Source organism: Microcoleus sp. C2D2, assembly GCF_036702495.1.
Taxonomy (GTDB): domain Bacteria; phylum Cyanobacteriota; class Cyanobacteriia; order Cyanobacteriales; family Microcoleaceae; genus Microcoleus.
Map to the genome: position 1 here is coordinate 70,195 of NZ_JAUBTO010000001.1, position 19,833 is coordinate 90,027.

A 19,833-nucleotide genomic window follows, 5' to 3' on the forward strand; every position below is an offset into this window, starting at 1 on the left:
GTGCTGCGGCTTGAAAAATAAAATTTTACGAGAATGGAAAACACTCGTTTCACATTCTCGGCTGCAGTAACGCAACCAGCACCCAAAGCCCCCAGAACCAGCATAAAACTCAAAGGCAATGGTTGAAATCCGAGCAGGGTTGCCAAGGTGTCCAGGGAATGATTATTGTCACTCCGATGCTTGATGGCGTTGCCATTAACAAGTATTTTCCGGGGAAACTGTTGAGAATGGATTGGCGGGTATGAATGACTAAGCTGTCACGCATTTAAATTGCATATTCAGGGCGGGCGAGACGCCCACCCCACAAGACACCGAATTGTTTGTTGACATTCTATTTAAATGCACAACAGCTTAGCACAACCAGCGACGCAGAGATTATTTTTACCTCTGCATCCGTTCAACTCCCGATCGACTGCTTGAATAGTAACTGCGAAGTCACAACAGAAATCCGGCAAGAAATTGAAGGCACGTCGCTACTCCCTCAAAAGGATCTCCAAGATCGGGAATGGCAAGGAGATTAAATTGATAGACGACTAATTTGGGATTTACGGCCTCGCTTTTTTTTGTATTATTCTATTATGTTAAAGTCTTTTTTCTTCCTTTATTGTAGGGAATGCTACTGTTGTCATGGATTTTTTCGATGCTTCGATCGCATGAGTCTGTCAAGCGTTCGGTAGAAAAAGACGATAGGATTCGCTGTCCATCAGAATTCTGAAACCCAGCCACATCAGCACGAAAGGGAAAATCTTGCTCGCATAACGGCTGAGTACCAAAGCAATACCGGGTAGATGCGTCAGAGTATAGGACATAAACAGCCAGCAGCAAACAATCAAATAGCAAACGGGTATAATTACGGACAGATTTTGGATTGAGCTAGTGGCAAACAAAGGGATATAGATCCCAAGATTGTTGCCGCCGTTAGCAATCGTGACCGAGGAGACGCGATAGGTCTGCGGATCGCGGATTACGTCCCAGAGCGATCGCCTTCTTGAATCAAATCCCCGAAATTTAGAGTTTCTTTTCAGATTATCTGACTTATCTTCGGATGAATCATCCTTATTGAGGTTGAGCAAATTGTTCAAGCCAATCAGTATCGGCAGAATCCCCAGTAGACCAGTCCAAGTGGACGGAATCACTAGCCCCAGAAAGAAACCAACCAAACTTACTATCATCAATACCGTGAACCCTAGAAGCTCACCAACCACAACGTGCTGAGGGCGAAAAGTACGATTAACTTCACTGAAGAAGGCCGTCAGATAAATATTGTCGTCAAACGTTGTTGCCACTGCAGCAGCTAGCCCGATCTTAAGCGTTGCAATTAACCAATCCATTACCATTCCTCACTTAACACCTATCCGATCGCCGCAACGAGCGATCGCTCAACCATTGTACAAATTACCACAATGTCGATAGGATAGTGTGAGTATCGCATATTGGGTGTAACGAGCGAGCAAATCTGGTAGTTTATCCGTATCAAGCGGTGCTTTGACTCGATCCCCCATCTTCAATCGATCCAGCATCCATCACCTGTGTTTATTAAAAGAGTCATTGTCACCAACCCCAGCCTAAAGGAATGGGGCAAAGAAGAGAAAGGCTCACCACCTTTTAAATCTGAGACTAAAAAAGTGTCTAGCTTGCGGGTTTCGAACCCAAACTGAACTATCTGGTGGTGGTACACCGAACGACGTTACTGGATGCTTCCCTAGTCTGTAACCTCTCGAATAGTCAGTAGCGAAGGGATATATACACACGGGCTTACCGCCACTTGCTATGCGTACAGGACAAACAGTGTCAGCCGGCAATTGTCCCGACGAAAGTACAGCACAAAAGTACACGGCATTTAGTAGTTCCAAGGCGGTAGCAAGCTTAACGGGGGACTAATCCTCCCCCCCCCATTCAATTGTAAAGCCGTCCTAAAAGGACGGGGTTTCTACCCATTTTTCTGATGATTAGCCCTTTGATTGACCGTCTGCCTAGAGGCACAGGCCGCCACATCTTACGATCGCTCAGATCGGTTATTCCCAAATCGCTTGCCTATCGGTTTGCAGTGCGATTTTGCCTCAGTCTTGCCACGATTTTGGTCTTGAGTCTGGTTTCTGACAGTCATGTTGTTGCCGCTTCTGCCTCTGGCAATGTACTCTCCCCTCTAGTCAGTCAGGTAAATCAGACCGCACTACCTAAAGACTCAACAACTCGGGTACTGGAAACTGTGGGACTGTTTGTGGGAGGCATCATTTTCTGTATAGTTTTGGATCGCTGGTTTTCTAACCGTTCTGCTCAATCGGGCAACACACCCTTAGCTGAGCAAGCGCGGCGGCTCAAGCAACTCAAAATCGGTTATCCAGAGGGTATGACAAATCTGGAAGTCCTGCGCGATCGAGGTTTGCTCGAAAGCCGTCTGGGACCATTTGGGCTGAGTGTTACTTGGACAAGCTTCTTATCAGCTTCTGCTTTGATAGAAGCATTAAGCAATGGGACGATCGATTTCTGCGGCGGCGGTGGTACAGCCAGCATCTTCTCGCAAGCAGCAGATCATGTGTTTGTGCGGGTGGCTAAAGAAAAATATACTGCTCCCAAAGGTCAAGCGATTCTAGTACCAGAAGATTCGCCAATTCAGACGGTTGCCGACCTGAAGGGTAAAAAGATAGCTTTTGACAAAGGCTCAAGCGCTCATTATGTGCTGGTGCGAGCACTGGCAAAAGTGGGATTAGAGTTTAGTGACATTGAGCCAATTTATCTGACCCAGCCACAGGCGCTGCCCCTATTCCGCGCGGGTGAGGTCGATGCTTGGGTGATTTGGGTTCCCTACACGACAACTCAAGTCCGAAGTGCTTATCCAGGGCGCTCGATTGCAGACTTAGAGAGCATCTTTGGTGACAAAGCCTCTTTAGAAGTTCCGACATATTACTACGCGATTCCAGAGTTGGTACGCGACTATCCCGACTTGCTCAAGGTGATTTTAGAAGAGGTAAATGAAGCGGGAGCTTGGGCTAAGAAACAGGAATTAGAAGCTACTGTGCGATTGGCAGAACACCATGAAATAGATCCATCCATTGTAGAAATTTTACAGCAACGCAGTGCCGAACGCGCTATTATCCCGATCGACGACCAATCGCTCACGGCCCTACAGCACCAGGCAAATATGTTTAAAGATTTAGGTCTGATTCCTGAGCGGGTGAATGTGAAAGATGGAACCTATAGCTTGCAGACCAAGCAAAACTGGACTTATTAATCTGACAACTATACTCGATTGTAATTTTTGTCTGATTTGACCTATGTTTTTTTTAGTACAAGTCGGTCAAATATTAGCTCTGTCTGGGTTTCCGGCGGGCTTGTCACCCCCCCCACCGGCAAACCTACATTTTGATTAGCTGCATGGCCCGCATTTTTCCTAAAAAAAAAGCCCTCAACATTGTGAGGGCTTTGCGATGCCAGGAACGAGACTTGAACTCGTGACACGTGGATTTTCAGTCCACTGCTCTACCAACTGAGCTATCCCGGCTTGTTTTTTCGCGCTTTACTATCTTAGCAGACACATACAGAATTTAGCAAGCACTTTTTCAAATTAATTTTTCGATCGCCCGGAACCGCCCGCCTGTAAGCTAAAAGCTGCAACCTAAAATCCAAAAATCGCAATGGCACAGCAACATCGGGACAGTGGAAGTAAGAGTCTGCTTGTCTTGGGAGTAATTTGGCTGCTGGGGGCAATTAGCGATCGCCTCTGGTTTGCCCTCGATCGATCTGTCCCGGCGTGGGATCAAGCAGACTATCTGACTAGCAGCCTGAAATACTTGCAGGCGTTGCAGCATCCTCAGTGGCTTTCCGGGGAGTGGTGGACAAACTTCTGGCTGCTTTCGACGAAAATTCCGCCCTTGGCATACATCTTAACGGTTCCGTTTCTTCAGGTTTTCGGTACTGGGGCCGATCGGGCAACCCTCGTTCATTTATTATTTAGTGCTATTCTCCTCGCCTCAGTCTACAGTCTGGGCGTCCAACTGTTTAACCGGCAAGTCGGTTTGTGGGCCGCTGCAATTTGCGTTTTGTTACCGGGACTTTATCGGTTCCGCTTGCAATTTTTGCTCGACTATCCCCTCACTGCTGCGATTACTTTTGCTTTCTATTGTCTGACAATGTGGAAGGCTTCTGAAGGAAGAAGGAAGAAGGAAGAAGGAAGAAGGAAGAAGGAAGAAGGAAGAAGGAAGAGAAATCAAGGAAGAGAAATCAAGGAAGATTGTCCCCATTCTCCGGATCTCCCCCTCTCCCCCTCCCCCAATCTCCCCCTCTCCCCCTCCCCCAATCTCCCCCTCTCCCCCTCCCCCAATCTCCCCCTCTCCCCCTCCCCCACTCTCCCCCTCTCCCCCTCCCCCAATCTCCCCCTCTCCCCCTCCCCCACTCTCCCCCTCTCCCCGTCGTCTTTCTTTTGGGCGATCGCCTTTGGAATTTCTCTCGGTTTATCAATATTAGTTAAACACACTACCGTATTATTTCTGTTTACCCCGATTGTGTGGTTGGCTGTTGGTGCTGTGCGGCAAAAAGCTTGGGGGAGATTAGGTCAATTAACTGGTGCTTTGTTGCTGTCGGCGGCGGTGTTTGGCCCGTGGGCGAAAACCAATTGGCTGTTAATTTTGACCGGGGGAAAACGGGCAACGCTGGATTCTGCGATCGCCGAAGGAGATCCGGGCATCAATACGATCGACGCTTGGATTTACTACGGTCAGCACTTACCCGAACACATTTCTTGGCCTCTGTTACTTATTCCCTTAGTAGGATTGATACTTTATTGGCGTCGTCGGCAAGATAGTTCGTCCATCTTTTATCTCAACTCCTGTCGGTGGCTGGCTGTTTTCTGGGTAGGAGCTTATTTAATTAATTCTCTAAATATCAACAAAGACGACCGATATGTGATACCTTATTTGCCAGTTTTATCTATTTTCTTAGCATACTGTTTAACGCTGTGGCCTTCTCGGTGGGGACGACAAATTCGCTGGGGTACAATTGGCTTGGCAATTCTGGCGATGCTGTTCCATATCTTGCCGCTGGGAGGTGCTCTGGGAAATAGCTTAGTCCAAATTATCAGTCCCGGCAATTCTAACTATCCTTACTTGGGGAAAGAGTGGCCGCACCGAGAGGTAATTGCAGAAATTATTGATAGGGAACCTTATTTACAATCTACTTTAGGCGTGTTGCCTTCGACGCCGGAAATTAACCAGCATAATTTGAATTTTTACGGTGCTTTGGCTAATTTTCAGGTTTACGGGCGGCAGGTGGGGACGAATTTAAAACAAGTGCCGCAAGATGTGCGATCGCTCTCTTGGTTCGTAACCAAAACTGGCCCGCAAGGTTCGATTCGCGAACGGATTAAAAAAGCTCAAAATGCAGCAGTAACCGCGATTGAAAACGGTGATAAGTTTCAGTTAGAAAAAACTTGGATTTTGCCGGATTATACTAATTTAAATCTTTATCGCAAGCGAGAGCAGCCTGTCGAAGTACAGCCGTTGAATGAAGGGCGATCGCAAGTACAATTAGATCGAGTTACTGTCGCTGCAAAAGCAGTTCCCGGAGTCGCGCTGCCAGTTACTTATACTTGGTCTGGGTCTTGGCAGCAGTTGCAGTCTGGTTTAGTGTTGGTAACGTGGCAAAATCAGCAGTCTGGCAATATTCCACCGGGACAGACTTTCAGGATTTTACACGATCGCGCGATCGCCCAGGCGACTTTGCATCCGGGGATGCTGGAAGCGGATAAATTTGCTGTGGGGTTTCGAGTTGTCGATCGCACGGCGATGCTTCCTCCTGCTAATATTGCCCCGGGAACTTACAATCTGCAAGCTACTTATCTAAATCGGAAAACCGGCGAAACTTATCCGATTAATGTGCCGGCAGTTAGTGTTAAAATCGAGGCAGAGCCTCTGGATATGCGTTCTCAGGCAGAGCCTGGGAACGAGGATAATACAGATAAGCCTGAGTTAGATTTGGTGACTCAATTGCGGGCGATGGCGACTAATTTACCCAAAGGATTGCCAGGTTTAGAACCCGTGTTCGAGCAGATTGGGCGCATCAATCAGTACGACCCAATTCAAGATTATACCGTGCAAGCGGAACAAACGTTAGAATATCGGTTGAAACAGGAACCAAATAATCTAGAATTGGCTTATGCTTTGGCATTTTCTCGAGTATTGCAGCAGAATGTCAAAAGTGCGATCGCCGCCTTAGAAAAAGTTACCCAACTCGACTCTCAAAACCCATACGCCTATGCTTATCTCGCTTTCGTCCAGCTTTACGGCTGGCATCCCAAAGCCGCTCAAACAGCCTTAAAACCTGCTCTCGCTCTCAACTCCAATCTACCGGAAATTAGAATTTTAAACGGTGTAGCGGCTCTGATGCAAGGTAATCTCATTCAAGCATGGCAAGATTTGCAATACTTAAAAAAACTAAAAATTTAACAACCCCTTTTATTGTGGCACGGGCGTCCCGCCTGTGCTTCGCCTGTGCTTGCCTGTGCTTCGCCTGTGCTTCGCCTGTGCTTCGCCTGTGCTTGCCTGTGCTTCGCCTGTGCTTCCGAAGCGGTAAAAAACAGAAAACCAATGAACCAACCAAGAATTGTCTCTCTAATTCCCAGTGCCACCGAAATTGTAGCACTTTTAGGATTAACCGATGCAATTGTGGGCCGTTCCCACGAATGCGACTATCCCCCAGAAATCCAAAATTTACCTGTTTGCACTCAGCCTAAATTCAATCCCGAAGGAACTAGCAGCGAAATTCACAACCGCGTGACAGAATTGTTGCAAAATGCCCTCAGCGTGTATAAAGTAGAAATAGATACTTTGGAAAAATTGCAGCCGACTCACATTATTACTCAAGCTCAATGTGAAGTCTGCGCTTGTTCTCTAACAGAAGTTGAACAAGCAGTAAGCACCCTAGTAAATAGCAAGCCGGAAATTATTTCTTTGCAGCCGAATCTGCTAGCAGAAATCTGGACGGATATTCAGCGAGTTGCTGATGCTTTGGGCGTAGATGGCAAAAGTGCGATCGATCTTTTGCACTCCCGCATCGATGCTATTATCTCCCAAACACAAGCATCATCTATTCTTACCACAAAAGAGAGAGTTCCCAAAGTAGCTTGCATCGAGTGGATTGAGCCTTTGATGGCTGCGGGTAACTGGATTCCCGAATTAGTAGCAATGGCGGGAGGCAATTCGCTATTTGGAATTGTCGGCGAACATTCCCCTTGGTTAAAATGGGAATCGCTAGTAGAAGCTAATCCCGATGTAATTATTTTCATGCCTTGCGGCTTCGATTTAAGCCGAACTCGCAGCGAAGCAATGCAGATAACTAAATACGCAGAATGGCCTAAGTTGCAAGCAGTAAAAACCGGGAAAGTTTACATAACTGACGGCAATTCTTACTTTAATCGGCCGGGACCGAGATTGGTTGATTCGTTAGAAATTTTAGCAGAAATTCTCCATCCCGAAATCTTCGATTTTGGCTATCGGGGTAAGGGTTGGCAGCCCTTTTTGTAAATACCCGCAGCTAGCTAAAGCTTTATCTATATTAATTCTGAATTGCCTGCCATACAAATAAGGACACAACAATGTTGTGTCCTTACTTCGCCTTCATTTAACCGAATCTGACATCAATTGATGCAAAAACGGCTATTTTTACATCCCATCGGCCGGCATCAATACCTTGTCAATTACGTGAATAACGCCGTTGCTAGCTTTGATATCAGCTTTCACAACATTAGCGCCGCCGACAGTAACTTTGCCTGGGCTAACTGCCACCTTCAGCGAGGTGCCTTCAACACTTTTAACATCGCCGGATTTCAGGCTAGTAGATAAAACCGCACCAGGAACAACGTGGTAAGTTAAAATCTTAGTAAGTTTGGCTTTGTTTGCCGGTTTGAGCAAATCCTCCACAGTTCCTTTTGGCAAAGCAGCAAATGCCGCGTCAGTCGGAGCAAAAACAGTGAAAGGACCTTTGCCTTGTAAAGTTGTAACCAAACCAGCAGATCCCAAAGCCTTTGTCAGCGTCTTGAATTGAGCGTCGCCAGATGCAATAGCAACAATATCCTTACCAGCGGCCATTGGTGCCGGTGAAGCGCCATTTGGTGCCGGTGAAGCAGCGGTTTTCACATTTCCTGCAACTTGTTGAGTTTGAGTTGCATTGGCAACACTGGTGTTGGAGGTGATGTGAGCCCAAGCAGGGAAACCAATCAACGCGGTAGCGCCGATTACTCCTGCGAAACCTGTGAGTTGTTTCATCCAGCTAGGTAAATTTTGATTTTTCATCAGAACTATGGGTTTGAAACCCCGTCCTTTTAGGACGGCTTTACATTGAATTGAATCCCCTCGCGGGGTGGAGGGGTATGGTTGCCCCTCCGGTGAGGTATGTTGCCTCAATCTCTTTTCGGAGTAAAGTTAGCTTCGCCAATGTTTAGTGAGCTTGTTAGGCTGAAAGCACTGTTCCAGTGACCTTAGAACTGTTTAACTCTCAACGATAGAGCAAGGGACTAGCTACGCATCCCAGGGTATCGTGACTCAAAAAACGTAGTCAGTTAAGACTTAGGCTGGTCAGAATGGCTTGTTAGATTCCTCCTTCAAGCCTCATGCTTTTAGGCTGAGGTTCCTGACTGCGCTTGCATTTCCTTAGGAGATAAAACAGTGAACATGAATTGTTATGTTAGCCAAATCTCGACAAAAAGCAAGGTTGCCAGAGGCTAAGGTAGAGAGAAAATTCTCTTCGATCCGCGATCGACCAAAACTTCCTTACTATAACGCAAGCTGAGAAATCGGGCATCAACCGCTAAATCTGTAACTCAAAACCTCAATCACCGAACCAGTTTGGGGTAAGTCAGCAGATTTGATCGAAATCGTGTCATTATTCAATCGGCGCACCGGCGTACCCTCCATCAGCGCCAAGAATTCATCTAGCGGTACCAAATCGCACGCAGCAGCATCGGCGGCTTGGGTTTTGAAATGTGTCGGAATCACCATCTTTGGTTTGAGAAGTTGCAAAGTTTGCTTCGCTTCCGCCGGAGTGTAAGCTTTCGGCCCGCCGCCCACGGGAATCAGCACTACATCGGGCCGCCCGATCAAGATTTGTTCTTCAATGCCGATCGGACCAGCAACTCCGCCCAAGTGTAAAATCTTAACGCCCGCTTGCTGCCACAGCCAAGCCACATTGACCCCAAATCGCCTTCCTCCCTCACGGTCTTTTTGAGTCCGAATCCCTTGAATCCGCAGTCCGTTAGAGTTGTAAGCGCCCGGTTCGTACAAAAGGCCGGGATTGCCGGAAAATCCGTCGATCGCCCCTTCATCGAGCAACCGGCTGCTAATCAGAATCAAATCTGTTGGCACTTTAGGAGAGCGATAGCCTGCCGTACAGCCCAGGGGGCGAAAAGGATTCACCAGCACCCTCGCACCGCCTCCGGCGAACAAGAAGCAAGTGTGGCCCAACCACTGAACCGACAAAGAATCAGAAGTTTGAGCTTGATAGCTTTCCCATCCAGAGGGCAAGCCAGTTGCTAAAGCTGCTAGCAAACCCGTCTGTGCGTAACGTATTAATTGTCGCCGTTTCATAAAAACCTCACGCGAGCTTGGAAACCCAGTGGCTTTAGCCCTGGGAGGAAAAGAGACACGGGATACTTTAGTGTCCCGTCAAGACTTTTAAAATCCATAGTTATATCCATCCTTTTGATGAATAGAAAAACAATATTTGTGATTGATTCCTTGAATTAATCCCTGGACTGCTGACACATTAAAACTACCAGATGAGCGAACAGCGACCCTACCTGTATAAGTTCCAACCTTCTTGCCCGAAGTAACAACGGCTTTTATAATGTCGCCTGTCTGAAAACCCTTGACAAACTTGAATCTAGGAACGTACCGAGAAGGAAATCCAAACTTATCTGTGCGACACATCTGCCTTGAACCATGCCCCGTAGCTTTGATATTTAGGGGCTGATTTGCTAATACGGAAATATTAGGCGTATCACCTACGCAAGCAGCATCAAAGAAGTTGGTTTTTGGTAATCCCAACCGTAGGCGGTTGAATTTGGTCAACCCGCCAGAACCCGCGATAATCACTTTGCCTGTCTCTTTTAGGCGAGTAAACAAAGCCCATCGGGTTGAGTTGACAGCAGTGGCATCCTTCAACGGGCGCTTAGCTTGTACCAAGATTTTCTTCAAAATATCGGGCTTTTTTGCTAAGAATATCTTGATATCCTGAGTCCCTTTCTTGGTATTGCAAGGTTCACAGGCTAAGCATAGATTAGATATTCTATTGGTGCCGCCCGACGCTTTAGGATGAATGTGCTCAACTTGTAGCGGTATATTTTCCGCGCTACAGTAAGCACATCGTCTCTCCCATTTATTGAGTAAATACTCGCGAACTTCGTAACCAGCTAACACACCCTGCTGATACTCAACTCCTGAAATCTCCGGGTTTTCTATCTTCTGTAAATCAAATCTGACTAATTCTTGAAAGATTGTTTTAACTGGTGCAAGTTTTGATAGCTTGTTGACCCAAGTTAAAGTTGTCTCTACGCGGTGTCGAAGGCCTTGAGCCAACCAAACTTTGGGTTTAGTCCGGTTTAAAAATCTCGCTTGACGATATCTTGTGTGCCGACTTCTGCGACCGTGCCGCAGAGAACGACGCGACTCTAGCGATGTTTTAATTGCTTGACCGCGATGGGCTAGTTCGGCCACCCAGATTAGACTGGAATCTAGAATTATGGCAAGTCCAGTAACTTTTGAGCCGGGGTCAATCTTCAGAGTTACAGGCTGCGGGTCTTCAGTTACTTCTTTTTTCAAGAGGATTGTGAAAGGGTAAAGCCTGAAAACTTTAGCTTTACCAACCTTTAACAATTTACGCGCCAAAGATGGTTTGCATGGTGTTAGTGGTTTGCGGTTAGCATCTAGAACAAAGACGTAGTTGGGTTTTAGGATAGACATTGTTGTGTCCCTTCGATTCCTCGTAAAGTTCGCTTTGCCAAAGTTATAAAGGCTTTTTGCGCTTGCAACACTGTTGAGCGTGACCTTAGAACTGTTTAATTGCAAACAACAGAGCGGAAAACTAGCGTCGCATTCAAGGAGTGTTATGACCTGAATAACGTAGTCAATTAAGACGATAGCGGGTAAGCACGGCTTTAGCTTGTTTGCTAAAGCCCCGTGTCTTTAGACTGGGGTTGCTTACCTTGTGGTTGGGGTTGTCGGGGGTTGGTCGTTTGTTGTTATAGCACAAAACACCGTCAGTCGATTTTAGATTTTAGATTTTAGATTTTAGATTTACTTGCAGCATTGAATCTGGAATCTCGAACAGGAGTCTAAAATTTGGGGTTCACCACGACAGGAGTGGGAGGCTTGTATCCTTTTTGGGGCGGTTCAGGTGCGAAAATGTTTACCCTACTATCACCGTAAGGTGCTAGAAAAGCGAACCCTACAAATTCTTAGAAATTCAACTAAAGTCTTTCTAAGAAATTTCGCAATAATTGCTTTCCCGCAGTCGTCAAAATACTTTCCGGGTGAAACTGCACACCTTCAATATGCGGATATTCCCGGTGCCGCACGCCCATAATAGTTCCGTCTTCAACCCAAGCCGTAATTTCCAAAACTTCTGGACAACTCTGCTTTTCAATTACCAAACTGTGATAGCGAGTTGCAATCATCGGCGATTCGACGCCCTCAAAAACTCCAACTCCTGCGTGTTCTACCTGAGAAGTTTTGCCGTGCATCAACACGGGTGCAGAAACAATTTTGCCGCCGAATACTTGACCGATACTTTGATGTCCGAGGCACACGCCTAAGATTGGTAGAGTCGGCCCCAATTCTTTGATTAATTCCAGAGAAATTCCCGCATCTTCCGGCCGCCCCGGGCCTGGAGAAATCACCACTGCTGCTGGCTGCAATTGGCGAATTTCGGCTAACGAAATTTGGTCGTTGCGGTAGACTTGCACTTCCCTTGCTACCGGCAACTCAGCACCGAGTTCTCCTAGATACTGTACCAAATTGTATGTAAAACTGTCGTAGTTATCGATGACTATAATCACGGGTTAAGTTATATTTTAGGTTGGAGATTTTAGATTTTAGATTGACTCGGTGCCTGAAAGCAAGGGTTTCAAGATTTTAGATTGATGCCGAAGATAAAAATAGCTGCAATATAGACAAATAAAACTAAAAACCTCAAATTGGTCATCTAAAACCTAAAATTTGCGTGAAGCGAAGCTATCGGGCTCTTAATCGCCCAATAAGTTACTAACGGGCGATCGCAATTTGAACGACTGCCCACAAAGGAGGAAGCAGAAGTGCAGCACCGACGATGATCGCAGCCATTGCCGATACCAGAACTGCTCCGGCAGCGCAGTCTTTGGCAATTCTGGCTAGTTCGTGACAAGATTGCCCGACGGTCAAGTCTACCACCGATTCGATCGCCGTATTCAACAGTTCCATTGCTAAAACTATGCCAATGGTGACACCGACCACAGATATTTCTACTGGTTTCAAGTGCAAAAATAGCCCCAGTCCGATCGCCAATGTTCCTATAACAGTGTGAATCCTAAAATTTCGCTGAGTTTCAAAAGCATAACTCAGGCCCCCCCAAGCGTATATAAAACTCGTAGCTAAGCTAGATGCGATTTTCCAGGACAATTCTCGGTTGTATTTCAAGGCTTTTGTAGACTCGTGGACTGTCGGGCTGGAAGAGTCTTGAGGCATGGGCAGAAACTGTGCGATTTTTGATGAAATTGAGGGTTTATTTAGTGTCATAAACAACCAACTTTAAGTTCCAGAGATGAATGAAAGCTAGACTTTTCAAATTAATTTCATCAAGTCTCGGTAACTTTCCTAAGTTTTTACTAAAGTTTTGGTGTAATTTCAGAAAGTTATGTGGGGCTTGACACGATTTGTTAAGTAACGATCAACTTCAGTTATGCTGTTTGGATCGCAAGACCGATCGCCTGCAGCAATGTTTCTTGTTGAGCGAGCATTTGAGTCAGACTTTCTTCATCCGGGTGATCCCACCCCAAAAGGTGCAGAAAACCGTGGGCTGCGAGCCAAGCTAGTTCGGTCTTCAGGGAATGTCCTTGCTGCTGGGCTTGTCGCTGAGCTGTATCGATCGAGATCGCGATATCACCCAAGTATAAGGGCTGAGACGACAGCATTTCCTCTAGCTGAGGACACTCTACCTCTAAAGCTGCGAAAGCTAGGACATCCGTCGGTCGATCGAGCTGGCGGTACTGGAGGTTGAGGCTTTGCATCTGGTGATCGGCGGTTAAACGCAGACTGACTTCGTAGCCCGGAGCCACTGGCACATCGGCCTCCTGGTTTTGCAGCCAAACGCTAAACCAATTTTCCCACGTTTGGGCTGAAATCTCCCCGCTGGCTGCACTCTCAGGGAGGTTGGAAGCGTCGGCTGACCGCTGGCTTCGCCCGTAACAGTCTTCGACGTTCACCTCAATTAGCATTTTTATAATCTCCTGTCAAGCGATATATTCAATTTTTTTACAATCTCCAATTGCGCGATCGAGCAGAATTACTTTTTGCTTTCAGCAGGCACCTTACAATAATCTGTTGAAGATTGCAACAGCCCGAGAACACAATCAGATTAACTCTCAATTAAGAAAGATGAAAAACATCAGCGGAAATTAGAGGCTGATTGTTTGAATCCCCAATTAAGAATTGAAATATCGATCGAGAAATGCCAAACCGACGAGTACGCCTAAAAGTCCGGCCGCTGTCAAGGCAAAATGAAACACAGAAGTCGCCCGCTTGCGAACCATGTTCCGCATCGCCAGCTTGACATAACTCGGTGGAGGTGCATTGTTTGTCGGCGCTGTCGGGGTTTCGGCGGACTCTTCCGAGGCGGGAAGTGCTGAGGGAGGTTGACTCATAGTCGTTAGTTTAGAAGGTTAACAGAGGCGCTGCTGAGGACAGGCTCGTCCCGATATTAACAAATATGTAACGTTTTGTGTAGCTATTTTTAGTTTTTCGATCGCCGCGGGCCCCTGGAAGGGGGATTGTAAGCTGTGTTGCATCTAGATTGCCTATGGTATTAGAGAGGGAGAGGGGGTGAAGGGGAGAGGGGGAGAGGATTTGACGATTTTTGATCGGGACTCGAAATATACAATTTAAATGCACAACAGCTTACCAACAGATTAATGTGCGATCGGGCTGACGATCGATTCGATATTTTATTTTGATCTTCAGATACAGGAGGATAAATTAAAGTCCCGATCCGTGTTCCTGTGCGCTTTAACAAAAATTTTTAAATTGTCAAGTCCCACACTCAAGCGACACTCACTTGAGTTAACTCAAACGAGTGTCACCAGAAAAAGGGACTGTTAACCAACCGCGACCGGCAGTTATTCATAGATATAGCCACGGAAAAACAGAAACAAATTTTTCCAGGTAAAGACTAGCCCAAAAAGTTAAATTACTCTGAAAACAACATGGAAATTTCCACCTTTGAACTCCTCACCGCACCAATCGCACCTGTGATGGGCCTCCCTCCAGCACTCCTCCCAGTGGCTCGCCGAATCGTTCAGGGATACTTTCTCACCATCTCCAATCTCGAAGCGTTCAGCGTGGTATATCGGATTGACTTTACCATCAGCTTACCCGTGCCGGCAGACCCGAATAAAATCTTGCTCAACAACGCTGTCTTACTTGTTGATTTTGAAGGCGCTAACACCGAGGTACCTCTGACTCCGGTGTCGGGGCAACCTGAGGTATATCGCGGATTTTTCACAATACCCGCTCACAAAACTGCATCTGTTCAATTGTTGCCTAAACTGCCAAACGTTCTGACTCCAGGTTTGTTGGAAGTGCGCGGATATGTCTCACTATCGCGCGCAGTATTTGGGTTTCCACCCGCATCCTTCCCACCAGTCAAGGTATTATTGAATCCCGAAATTCGCGGTACTTTCTTGCCGAATAATTTCCCATCAGTAGTTCCTACTGAACTAGACTTCGATCAAATCAATTACACTTTAGCGATCGCCAGTGGAAAAGGCTTGAACGAAATACCTAATGTAACAGGCAATGAAACAGACTCCGCATCTTTTACCCTCGATGTCCCAACTCTTGAGCCAATTTTGGAACAGTTACGCAACGGTACTTTGGACTTGGCTAGTTTGGTAGCCGACAATTCAAAAAAAGCTTAAATGCTAGTGCAACTGCTAGCCCAACTCGATGCCAGTGAGGTCAATTTGAAAGACCTAAGTACAGTGATGGAAAAAATCGATATTCCTGTCAGAATGTCTAGCATCTAGAACTGTTAAAAGGTAAGTAACTGTAGGGTGGGCATTGCCCACCTTACCTTTATTTACGTTTAATTACGCCCGCTTATACACTGATTGAGCTTTATTAAAATGTCGAACTCATTTAAATTTCAGCCTGTTTCTTTTAGTTGGGTAGCTGTTCATCCCCAGCCCAAAGGTGTTGTTCAATTTATTGGTGGAACTTTTTTTGGTAGTTTGCCAACTTTGTTTTATCGATATTTTTTACAGCAGTTGTTTGAAGAAGGTTATACCGTAGTTGCTTTGCCGTTTAGATTTACTTTTCGTCACTGGCCGATAGCTATTGGGTTATTAAAAGAGCAGGAGATTCTGAGAACAGAACTGACCAAAATTGCTCAAAGATTAGGCTATGAAAGCGAAATTTATCAAGAACTATCGAGTTATTTTTGGGTCGGTCACAGTCTGGGATGCAAGTACATTGCTCTTTTAGAATTTTTAAGCGACGATGGATATCCAAATATTGTGGATAAATTCTGCGATCGCCCTGACTGCGAGCAGATTCAAAGGTTAATCGAAAATCTGGGCATCGACAGACCTTCCATTAAAGGCCAGCCGTCCTTATTACTTGCTCCTGATATCAGCAATACAGAGAGCGCTATCCCAGTGCGATCGCTAGCACAATTGTTAGACAAATTCCGCTTAGGAGTGCTACCAACCCGAGAACAAACTCAATGCTTTATTGCTAATAGTTCTCTGTTTAATTTAACAGCAATAATTTCTTTCGATCGAGATGAAATTGCTGGTTCTACCAATGATATCAACAAAAGTCCCGAACAACAAAAAAACAGCGATGTACTTTGGCTCATAGAACAGCTAAGCAATAGAAAATTGCCTTTATTGAGCAAGGAAATAGAAGGCAAACATTTAGAGCCGATTGGCATCCAAATCGGTTATTATATTGTTGACCTCAATCCTTGGGATAAATTCATCAAACCTCTGAAAAAGCGCTTTCTTGAATATTGGTCTGTTCATTTTTTGGATGCTTTGAAAAAGCGGTTAAGCGCTTAACATTGTATAAACTGTTAACTCACTATCAATTTCCAGCCTTCTGCTGAACCCCAGCAATAAGTTGCCTCACTGTCTCCGCGTCGGGCGATCCCAAATGCTGCAAAATGTCCAAAGATTGCTGTAAATAATTCAAGGCTTTGCCAAAATCTCCCTTCTTATCTGCTAACAACTGTCCTAGCATTGCGAAAGTAGCAGCTTTCCCTCGACTATCGCCAATCTGTTCCTTAAGTTCGAGAGATTGTTGATAAAATGCGATCGCCTTGGCTACTTCCCCTTGAGTCGCATAAATTATTGCTAGACAGTGCAAAGTAGCAGCTTTCCCTTGAAGATTGCCAATGTTTTCCTTAAGTTCCAGAGATTCTTCATAAAATGCGATCGCCTTGGCTACTTCCCCTCGATCGGCATAAATTCCTGCTAGTTGGTGCAAAGTAGCAGCTTTCCCTTGAACATTGCCAATCTGTTCCTGAAGTTCGAGAGATTTTTCATAAAGTGCGATCGCCTTGGCTACTTCCCCTTGATTCGCATAAATTATTGCTAGTTGGGGCAAAGTAGCAGCTTTCCCTAGAACATCGCCAATTTTTTCCTGAAGTTCGAGAGATTCTTGATAAAATGCGATCGCCTTGGCTACTTCCCCTTGATTGGCATAAATTCCTGCTAGTTGGTGCAAAGTAGCAGCTTTCCCTTGAACATCGCCAATCTTTTCCTTAAGTTCGAGAGATTGTTCATAAAATGCGATCGCCTTGGCTACTTCCCCTTGATTGGCATAAATTCCTGCTATTTCGTGCAAAGTAGCAGCTTTCCCTAGAACATCGCCAATCTTTCGCGTAAGTTCGAGAGATTCTTCATAAAGTGCGATCGCCTTGGCTACTTCCCCTTGATTCGCATAACTTATTCCTAATTCATGCAAAGTATTTCCTTTTAAATATCTTAATTCTTCATCATCTTTCGCCAAATCTAACGCTTGTTCTAGATAGTATTTTGCTGTTGCGTATTCACTCCGGCTGCGATAGGCAGTTCCCAACTCCTTCAAAATTCTGATGCGATTTTTCAAATTCCCTTGAGTTTCCCCGCGCCCATTCGAGGGAGTATATTCCATCAAGAATCGTTTTAATAAATCGATGCGTTCCTGCTTTTCCGGCACCTCGCAATTTGTAATCCCCTTGCTAGCATCCAGAGTTTGAGAAACCGCATCATCTCTTGTATTTGCAGGGGTTGTGAACACAAAAGTCCCCGAATTTTTAGCCCACAAATCCGGCGCAAAATTAGCAATTCGCGCGATCGCATAATGCGGCAAACAAAAAAGCATTGGATGCGGCACTTTAATCGGATAAGCATCTCGCACCCAATTAAAATCTACCAGGATCGGCGGATCTTCCCCCGCGATCCCGATCGAATTTTCCAACCCCCGCACAATTAAAATTAACTTCTTGTGTGGTTGAACTTTGACTGTTGGCAAAACCTTAAGAATTTCATCCATCAAAAAGCCCAGATCGGGATCGGGAAAATCCCAAATCTCAAACTGCATCTCTTGACAATCGGGATGGCTAATTAATGCCTGAATAATCGCATCCCTATCCTTCGCAAAATTACTTTCGATAAATCCCAAATCAAAGGCATTGTCGGGAACAATATCGACAAACGTCAGCAATTGGTCAAAAGACTCTTGATTTAGTTCAATTATCCTTTGCCGACCTATTTCAGGGATTTCCCTGGATTGATTCAAGGGCTTATTGGAAAGCATAGCTTTGTTTTACGAGTGGGTTGACATAATTCCACCGACTATTGCCGTTGTATTCCACAACGGAAAGATTGAATAATAACTTTTGTCCGCTTTTATCTTTAGTAATCTCTTTCTCGATGCCAACTTCCGGTAATTTTGTATAATATTCTGATCCAGGAGTAGATTTTTCCAAGTCAAATTGCTGTTGCTTTAAAGCGTAAGTTACATTTTCAGCCAAAATTTTACTGTGTTTGCGAGTAATCGCAGTGCGGCAAGCCGATCGACTTACTTGCATCAACTGTCGCACATGGCCGCCACTGGCTATTACCAAATCTAGTAACTGCTGTCGATCGGCAAATATGGCACTTACATCAACCCGCCGATCGCTCAAACTCCCCACTCCATCCAATCTTTGCTGATTGTAATTTAAATCGCACTCACTGCGACTAACTTCATAAATATTCACCATTGGCACAATGTTGGGATTACCAAAGAAATTGCTGACATTTTTATATGAATAAATTACCGAAATCGGCACTGTATAGATAATTGTACAGTCTAGTTCTTGGAGTTGTGGAGCGCCATCAAAAAACAAATGATTGCCAACACTTGGAGGAATCCGGTCTAAATTATCAACAATTACCAAAAATCCTTTTTGGTAGCGGTCTGCATCTTGGCGTTTCAGCTTGTCAAAAGTATTTTCCAACCACAGATTAATATCTGTTTCCCAGCGGGATAGATTGCGCCCACGAGTTTCGCGGATAACTTTTTTTTGTTGATTAGAACCTCGAATTTGAGCGATTAATTTTGCCGCCAACTTAGAAACAAATGGAATTTCTGCCCCTGCACTTGCTTCAGTTTCGATGCTGACGGAAGATTGAACAGTGGCTTCAGTTTCTTCTGTAACATCTTTAAACCACGCTTCAAAACTATCTAAGAGTTTGGGGTCAAACTTCAAACGTAATTCAGTTAAATCATCAGCTACTTTTTTGATAAAAAGCAAATATATATCGGTATATTCAGCATCATTAACATCCCGTTCCCAATCGAATTCTCTGTAAATCACCCGATATGCGTTTTCGCACTGCGACTGAATGCGTTTTAACTCTGTAGTTTTGCCACATCCCCGATGCCCGGTAAACAAAATTGTGTCAAATTCTCCCGGTTCATGAATATCCACATCTGTGCTGACACCTTCGATGGCTTCAGTGTTGCGTACTGCGGACAACTCAACATAATATCGCGCCATATTTTCCCCCGTTAGAGGCTTGACATCGCAAGCGCGGTAAGCTTCTTTGAGTGTTTTGGCGCGGTTGGCTGGCAGTGAAGTCATCGGATTTTAGATTTGGGATTTTAGATTTTAGATTGAACCTATAGCCTGTACCGATCGCGGGTTGTCAGAATGCGGATCTTTTGAAAGCTTATTTTAACTCACATCTTGCAACATATGCGAGCCATCGCACTTAAACATCCCTCAAGCATCCGATCGATCTCCTCTCCCGCAAAAAAACATCCGCCCAAGCAGCATGAGTTTCCGACAGCGCACTTCGGGGTGCGGCGGTGTAATCAATTCTCAAGTCATAGGCGGCGCGATCGTAAACCCCATTTAATAACCCTTGTAAATCTACAATTGGTTCGGCATCGCCCGCCCGCAAAGACAAGGGAGAGGATTGTGAAAATTAAATGCAAAACAGCTTATCATTTGCATTAATTGTGGAACGGGCGTCTCGCCCGTTAAGTTAATTGTGGAACGGGCGTCTCGCCCGTTAAGTTAATTGTGGAACGGGCGTCTCGCCCGTTAAGTTAATTGTGGAAC

17 protein-coding genes and 1 tRNA gene are annotated in these 19,833 nt (G+C 45.4%); 6 read left to right on the forward strand and 12 right to left on the reverse strand.

Annotated elements, in window-relative coordinates; all coding sequences use genetic code 11:
- The first annotated feature begins 323 nt into the window (after positions 1-323).
- Positions 324-521 carry a hypothetical protein gene (locus QUB61_RS00345; RefSeq protein ID WP_333129694.1) on the forward strand — a complete coding sequence of 66 codons (198 nt, stop codon included), beginning with the start codon at positions 324-326 and terminating at the stop codon, positions 519-521.
- A 141-nt stretch (positions 522-662) separates the two neighbouring features.
- Here QUB61_RS00345 and QUB61_RS00350 read toward each other — a convergent pair whose 3' ends face one another.
- Positions 663-1,331, reverse strand: coding sequence for a cadmium resistance transporter (locus QUB61_RS00350; protein WP_333129692.1), 669 nt, complete (start codon positions 1,329-1,331; stop codon positions 663-665).
- A gap of 614 nt (positions 1,332-1,945) precedes the next feature.
- On the opposite strand from QUB61_RS00350, the gene QUB61_RS00355 reads away from it, so the two are divergent.
- A complete protein-coding gene (locus tag QUB61_RS00355; RefSeq protein WP_333129690.1) occupies positions 1,946-3,232 on the forward strand; it encodes an aliphatic sulfonate ABC transporter substrate-binding protein in 1,287 nt (428 codons plus the stop codon).
- Between the two features lie 197 nt (positions 3,233-3,429).
- Here the strand turns inward: QUB61_RS00355 and QUB61_RS00360 are convergent.
- Positions 3,430-3,502: transfer RNA gene (locus QUB61_RS00360), tRNA-Phe, on the reverse strand.
- A gap of 133 nt (positions 3,503-3,635) precedes the next feature.
- Between QUB61_RS00360 and QUB61_RS00365 the strand changes: the two genes are divergently transcribed.
- Together QUB61_RS00365 and QUB61_RS00370 are read left to right on the forward strand one after the other, a co-directional pair.
- Complete coding sequence (locus QUB61_RS00365; protein ID WP_333189750.1) at positions 3,636-6,440, forward strand: glycosyltransferase family 39 protein; 2,805 nt, start codon at positions 3,636-3,638, stop codon at positions 6,438-6,440.
- Positions 6,441-6,581: 141 nt separating this feature from the next.
- On the forward strand, positions 6,582-7,517 hold the full coding sequence (locus QUB61_RS00370; protein WP_333129683.1) for a cobalamin-binding protein: 936 nt from the start codon (positions 6,582-6,584) through the stop codon (positions 7,515-7,517).
- 138 nt (positions 7,518-7,655) lie between these two features.
- On the opposite strand, the gene QUB61_RS00375 is transcribed toward QUB61_RS00370, so the two are convergent.
- The 7 genes from QUB61_RS00375 to QUB61_RS00405 form a co-directional block, all read right to left on the reverse strand.
- Entirely contained in the window at positions 7,656-8,285 is a 630-nt protein-coding gene (locus QUB61_RS00375) for a fasciclin domain-containing protein (RefSeq protein ID WP_333129681.1), read from the reverse strand.
- A 507-nt stretch (positions 8,286-8,792) separates the two neighbouring features.
- Positions 8,793-9,575: an MBL fold metallo-hydrolase gene (locus QUB61_RS00380; protein WP_333129679.1), complete on the reverse strand. Its 783-nt coding sequence runs from the start codon at positions 9,573-9,575 to the stop codon at positions 8,793-8,795.
- 87 nt (positions 9,576-9,662) lie between these two features.
- A complete protein-coding gene (gene iscB / locus QUB61_RS00385) occupies positions 9,663-10,949 on the reverse strand; it encodes an RNA-guided endonuclease IscB (protein ID WP_333129677.1) in 1,287 nt (428 codons plus the stop codon).
- A gap of 506 nt (positions 10,950-11,455) precedes the next feature.
- Entirely contained in the window at positions 11,456-12,043 is a 588-nt protein-coding gene (locus QUB61_RS00390; protein WP_333129675.1) for an aminodeoxychorismate/anthranilate synthase component II, read from the reverse strand.
- A 205-nt stretch (positions 12,044-12,248) separates the two neighbouring features.
- Positions 12,249-12,758: a diacylglycerol kinase family protein gene (locus tag QUB61_RS00395; protein ID WP_333129673.1), complete on the reverse strand. Its 510-nt coding sequence runs from the start codon at positions 12,756-12,758 to the stop codon at positions 12,249-12,251.
- A 161-nt stretch (positions 12,759-12,919) separates the two neighbouring features.
- Positions 12,920-13,456 carry an rRNA maturation RNase YbeY gene (gene ybeY, locus QUB61_RS00400; protein WP_333129671.1) on the reverse strand — a complete coding sequence of 179 codons (537 nt, stop codon included), beginning with the start codon at positions 13,454-13,456 and terminating at the stop codon, positions 12,920-12,922.
- A 207-nt stretch (positions 13,457-13,663) separates the two neighbouring features.
- Positions 13,664-13,882, reverse strand: coding sequence for a DUF3285 domain-containing protein (locus tag QUB61_RS00405; protein WP_333129669.1), 219 nt, complete (start codon positions 13,880-13,882; stop codon positions 13,664-13,666).
- A gap of 558 nt (positions 13,883-14,440) precedes the next feature.
- Here QUB61_RS00405 and QUB61_RS00410 point away from each other — a divergent pair.
- The gene (locus QUB61_RS00410) at positions 14,441-15,154 is read left to right on the forward strand and encodes a hypothetical protein (RefSeq protein ID WP_333133368.1); all 714 of its coding nucleotides are present in this window, start codon (positions 14,441-14,443) and stop codon (positions 15,152-15,154) included.
- Between the two features lie 207 nt (positions 15,155-15,361).
- A complete protein-coding gene (locus QUB61_RS00415) occupies positions 15,362-16,297 on the forward strand; it encodes a DUF1350 family protein (protein ID WP_333133369.1) in 936 nt (311 codons plus the stop codon).
- A 25-nt stretch (positions 16,298-16,322) separates the two neighbouring features.
- On the opposite strand, the gene QUB61_RS00420 is transcribed toward QUB61_RS00415, so the two are convergent.
- The 3 genes from QUB61_RS00420 to QUB61_RS00430 all read right to left on the reverse strand — a co-directional run bounded on the left by QUB61_RS00420 (position 16,323) and on the right by QUB61_RS00430 (position 19,678).
- Positions 16,323-18,038 carry a tetratricopeptide repeat protein gene (locus QUB61_RS00420; protein ID WP_333189752.1) on the reverse strand — a complete coding sequence of 572 codons (1,716 nt, stop codon included), beginning with the start codon at positions 18,036-18,038 and terminating at the stop codon, positions 16,323-16,325.
- Positions 18,025-19,350, reverse strand: a complete 1,326-nt coding sequence (locus tag QUB61_RS00425) for an ATP-binding protein (protein WP_333133372.1) — start codon at positions 19,348-19,350, stop codon at positions 18,025-18,027. The genes QUB61_RS00420 and QUB61_RS00425 overlap by 14 nt, the downstream gene beginning before the upstream one ends.
- 130 nt (positions 19,351-19,480) lie before the next feature.
- Positions 19,481-19,678 (reverse strand): DUF4058 family protein, encoded by a 198-nt coding sequence (locus QUB61_RS00430; protein WP_333133373.1) that lies wholly within the window; start codon positions 19,676-19,678, stop codon positions 19,481-19,483.
- Between the last annotated feature and the right edge of the window lie 155 nt (positions 19,679-19,833).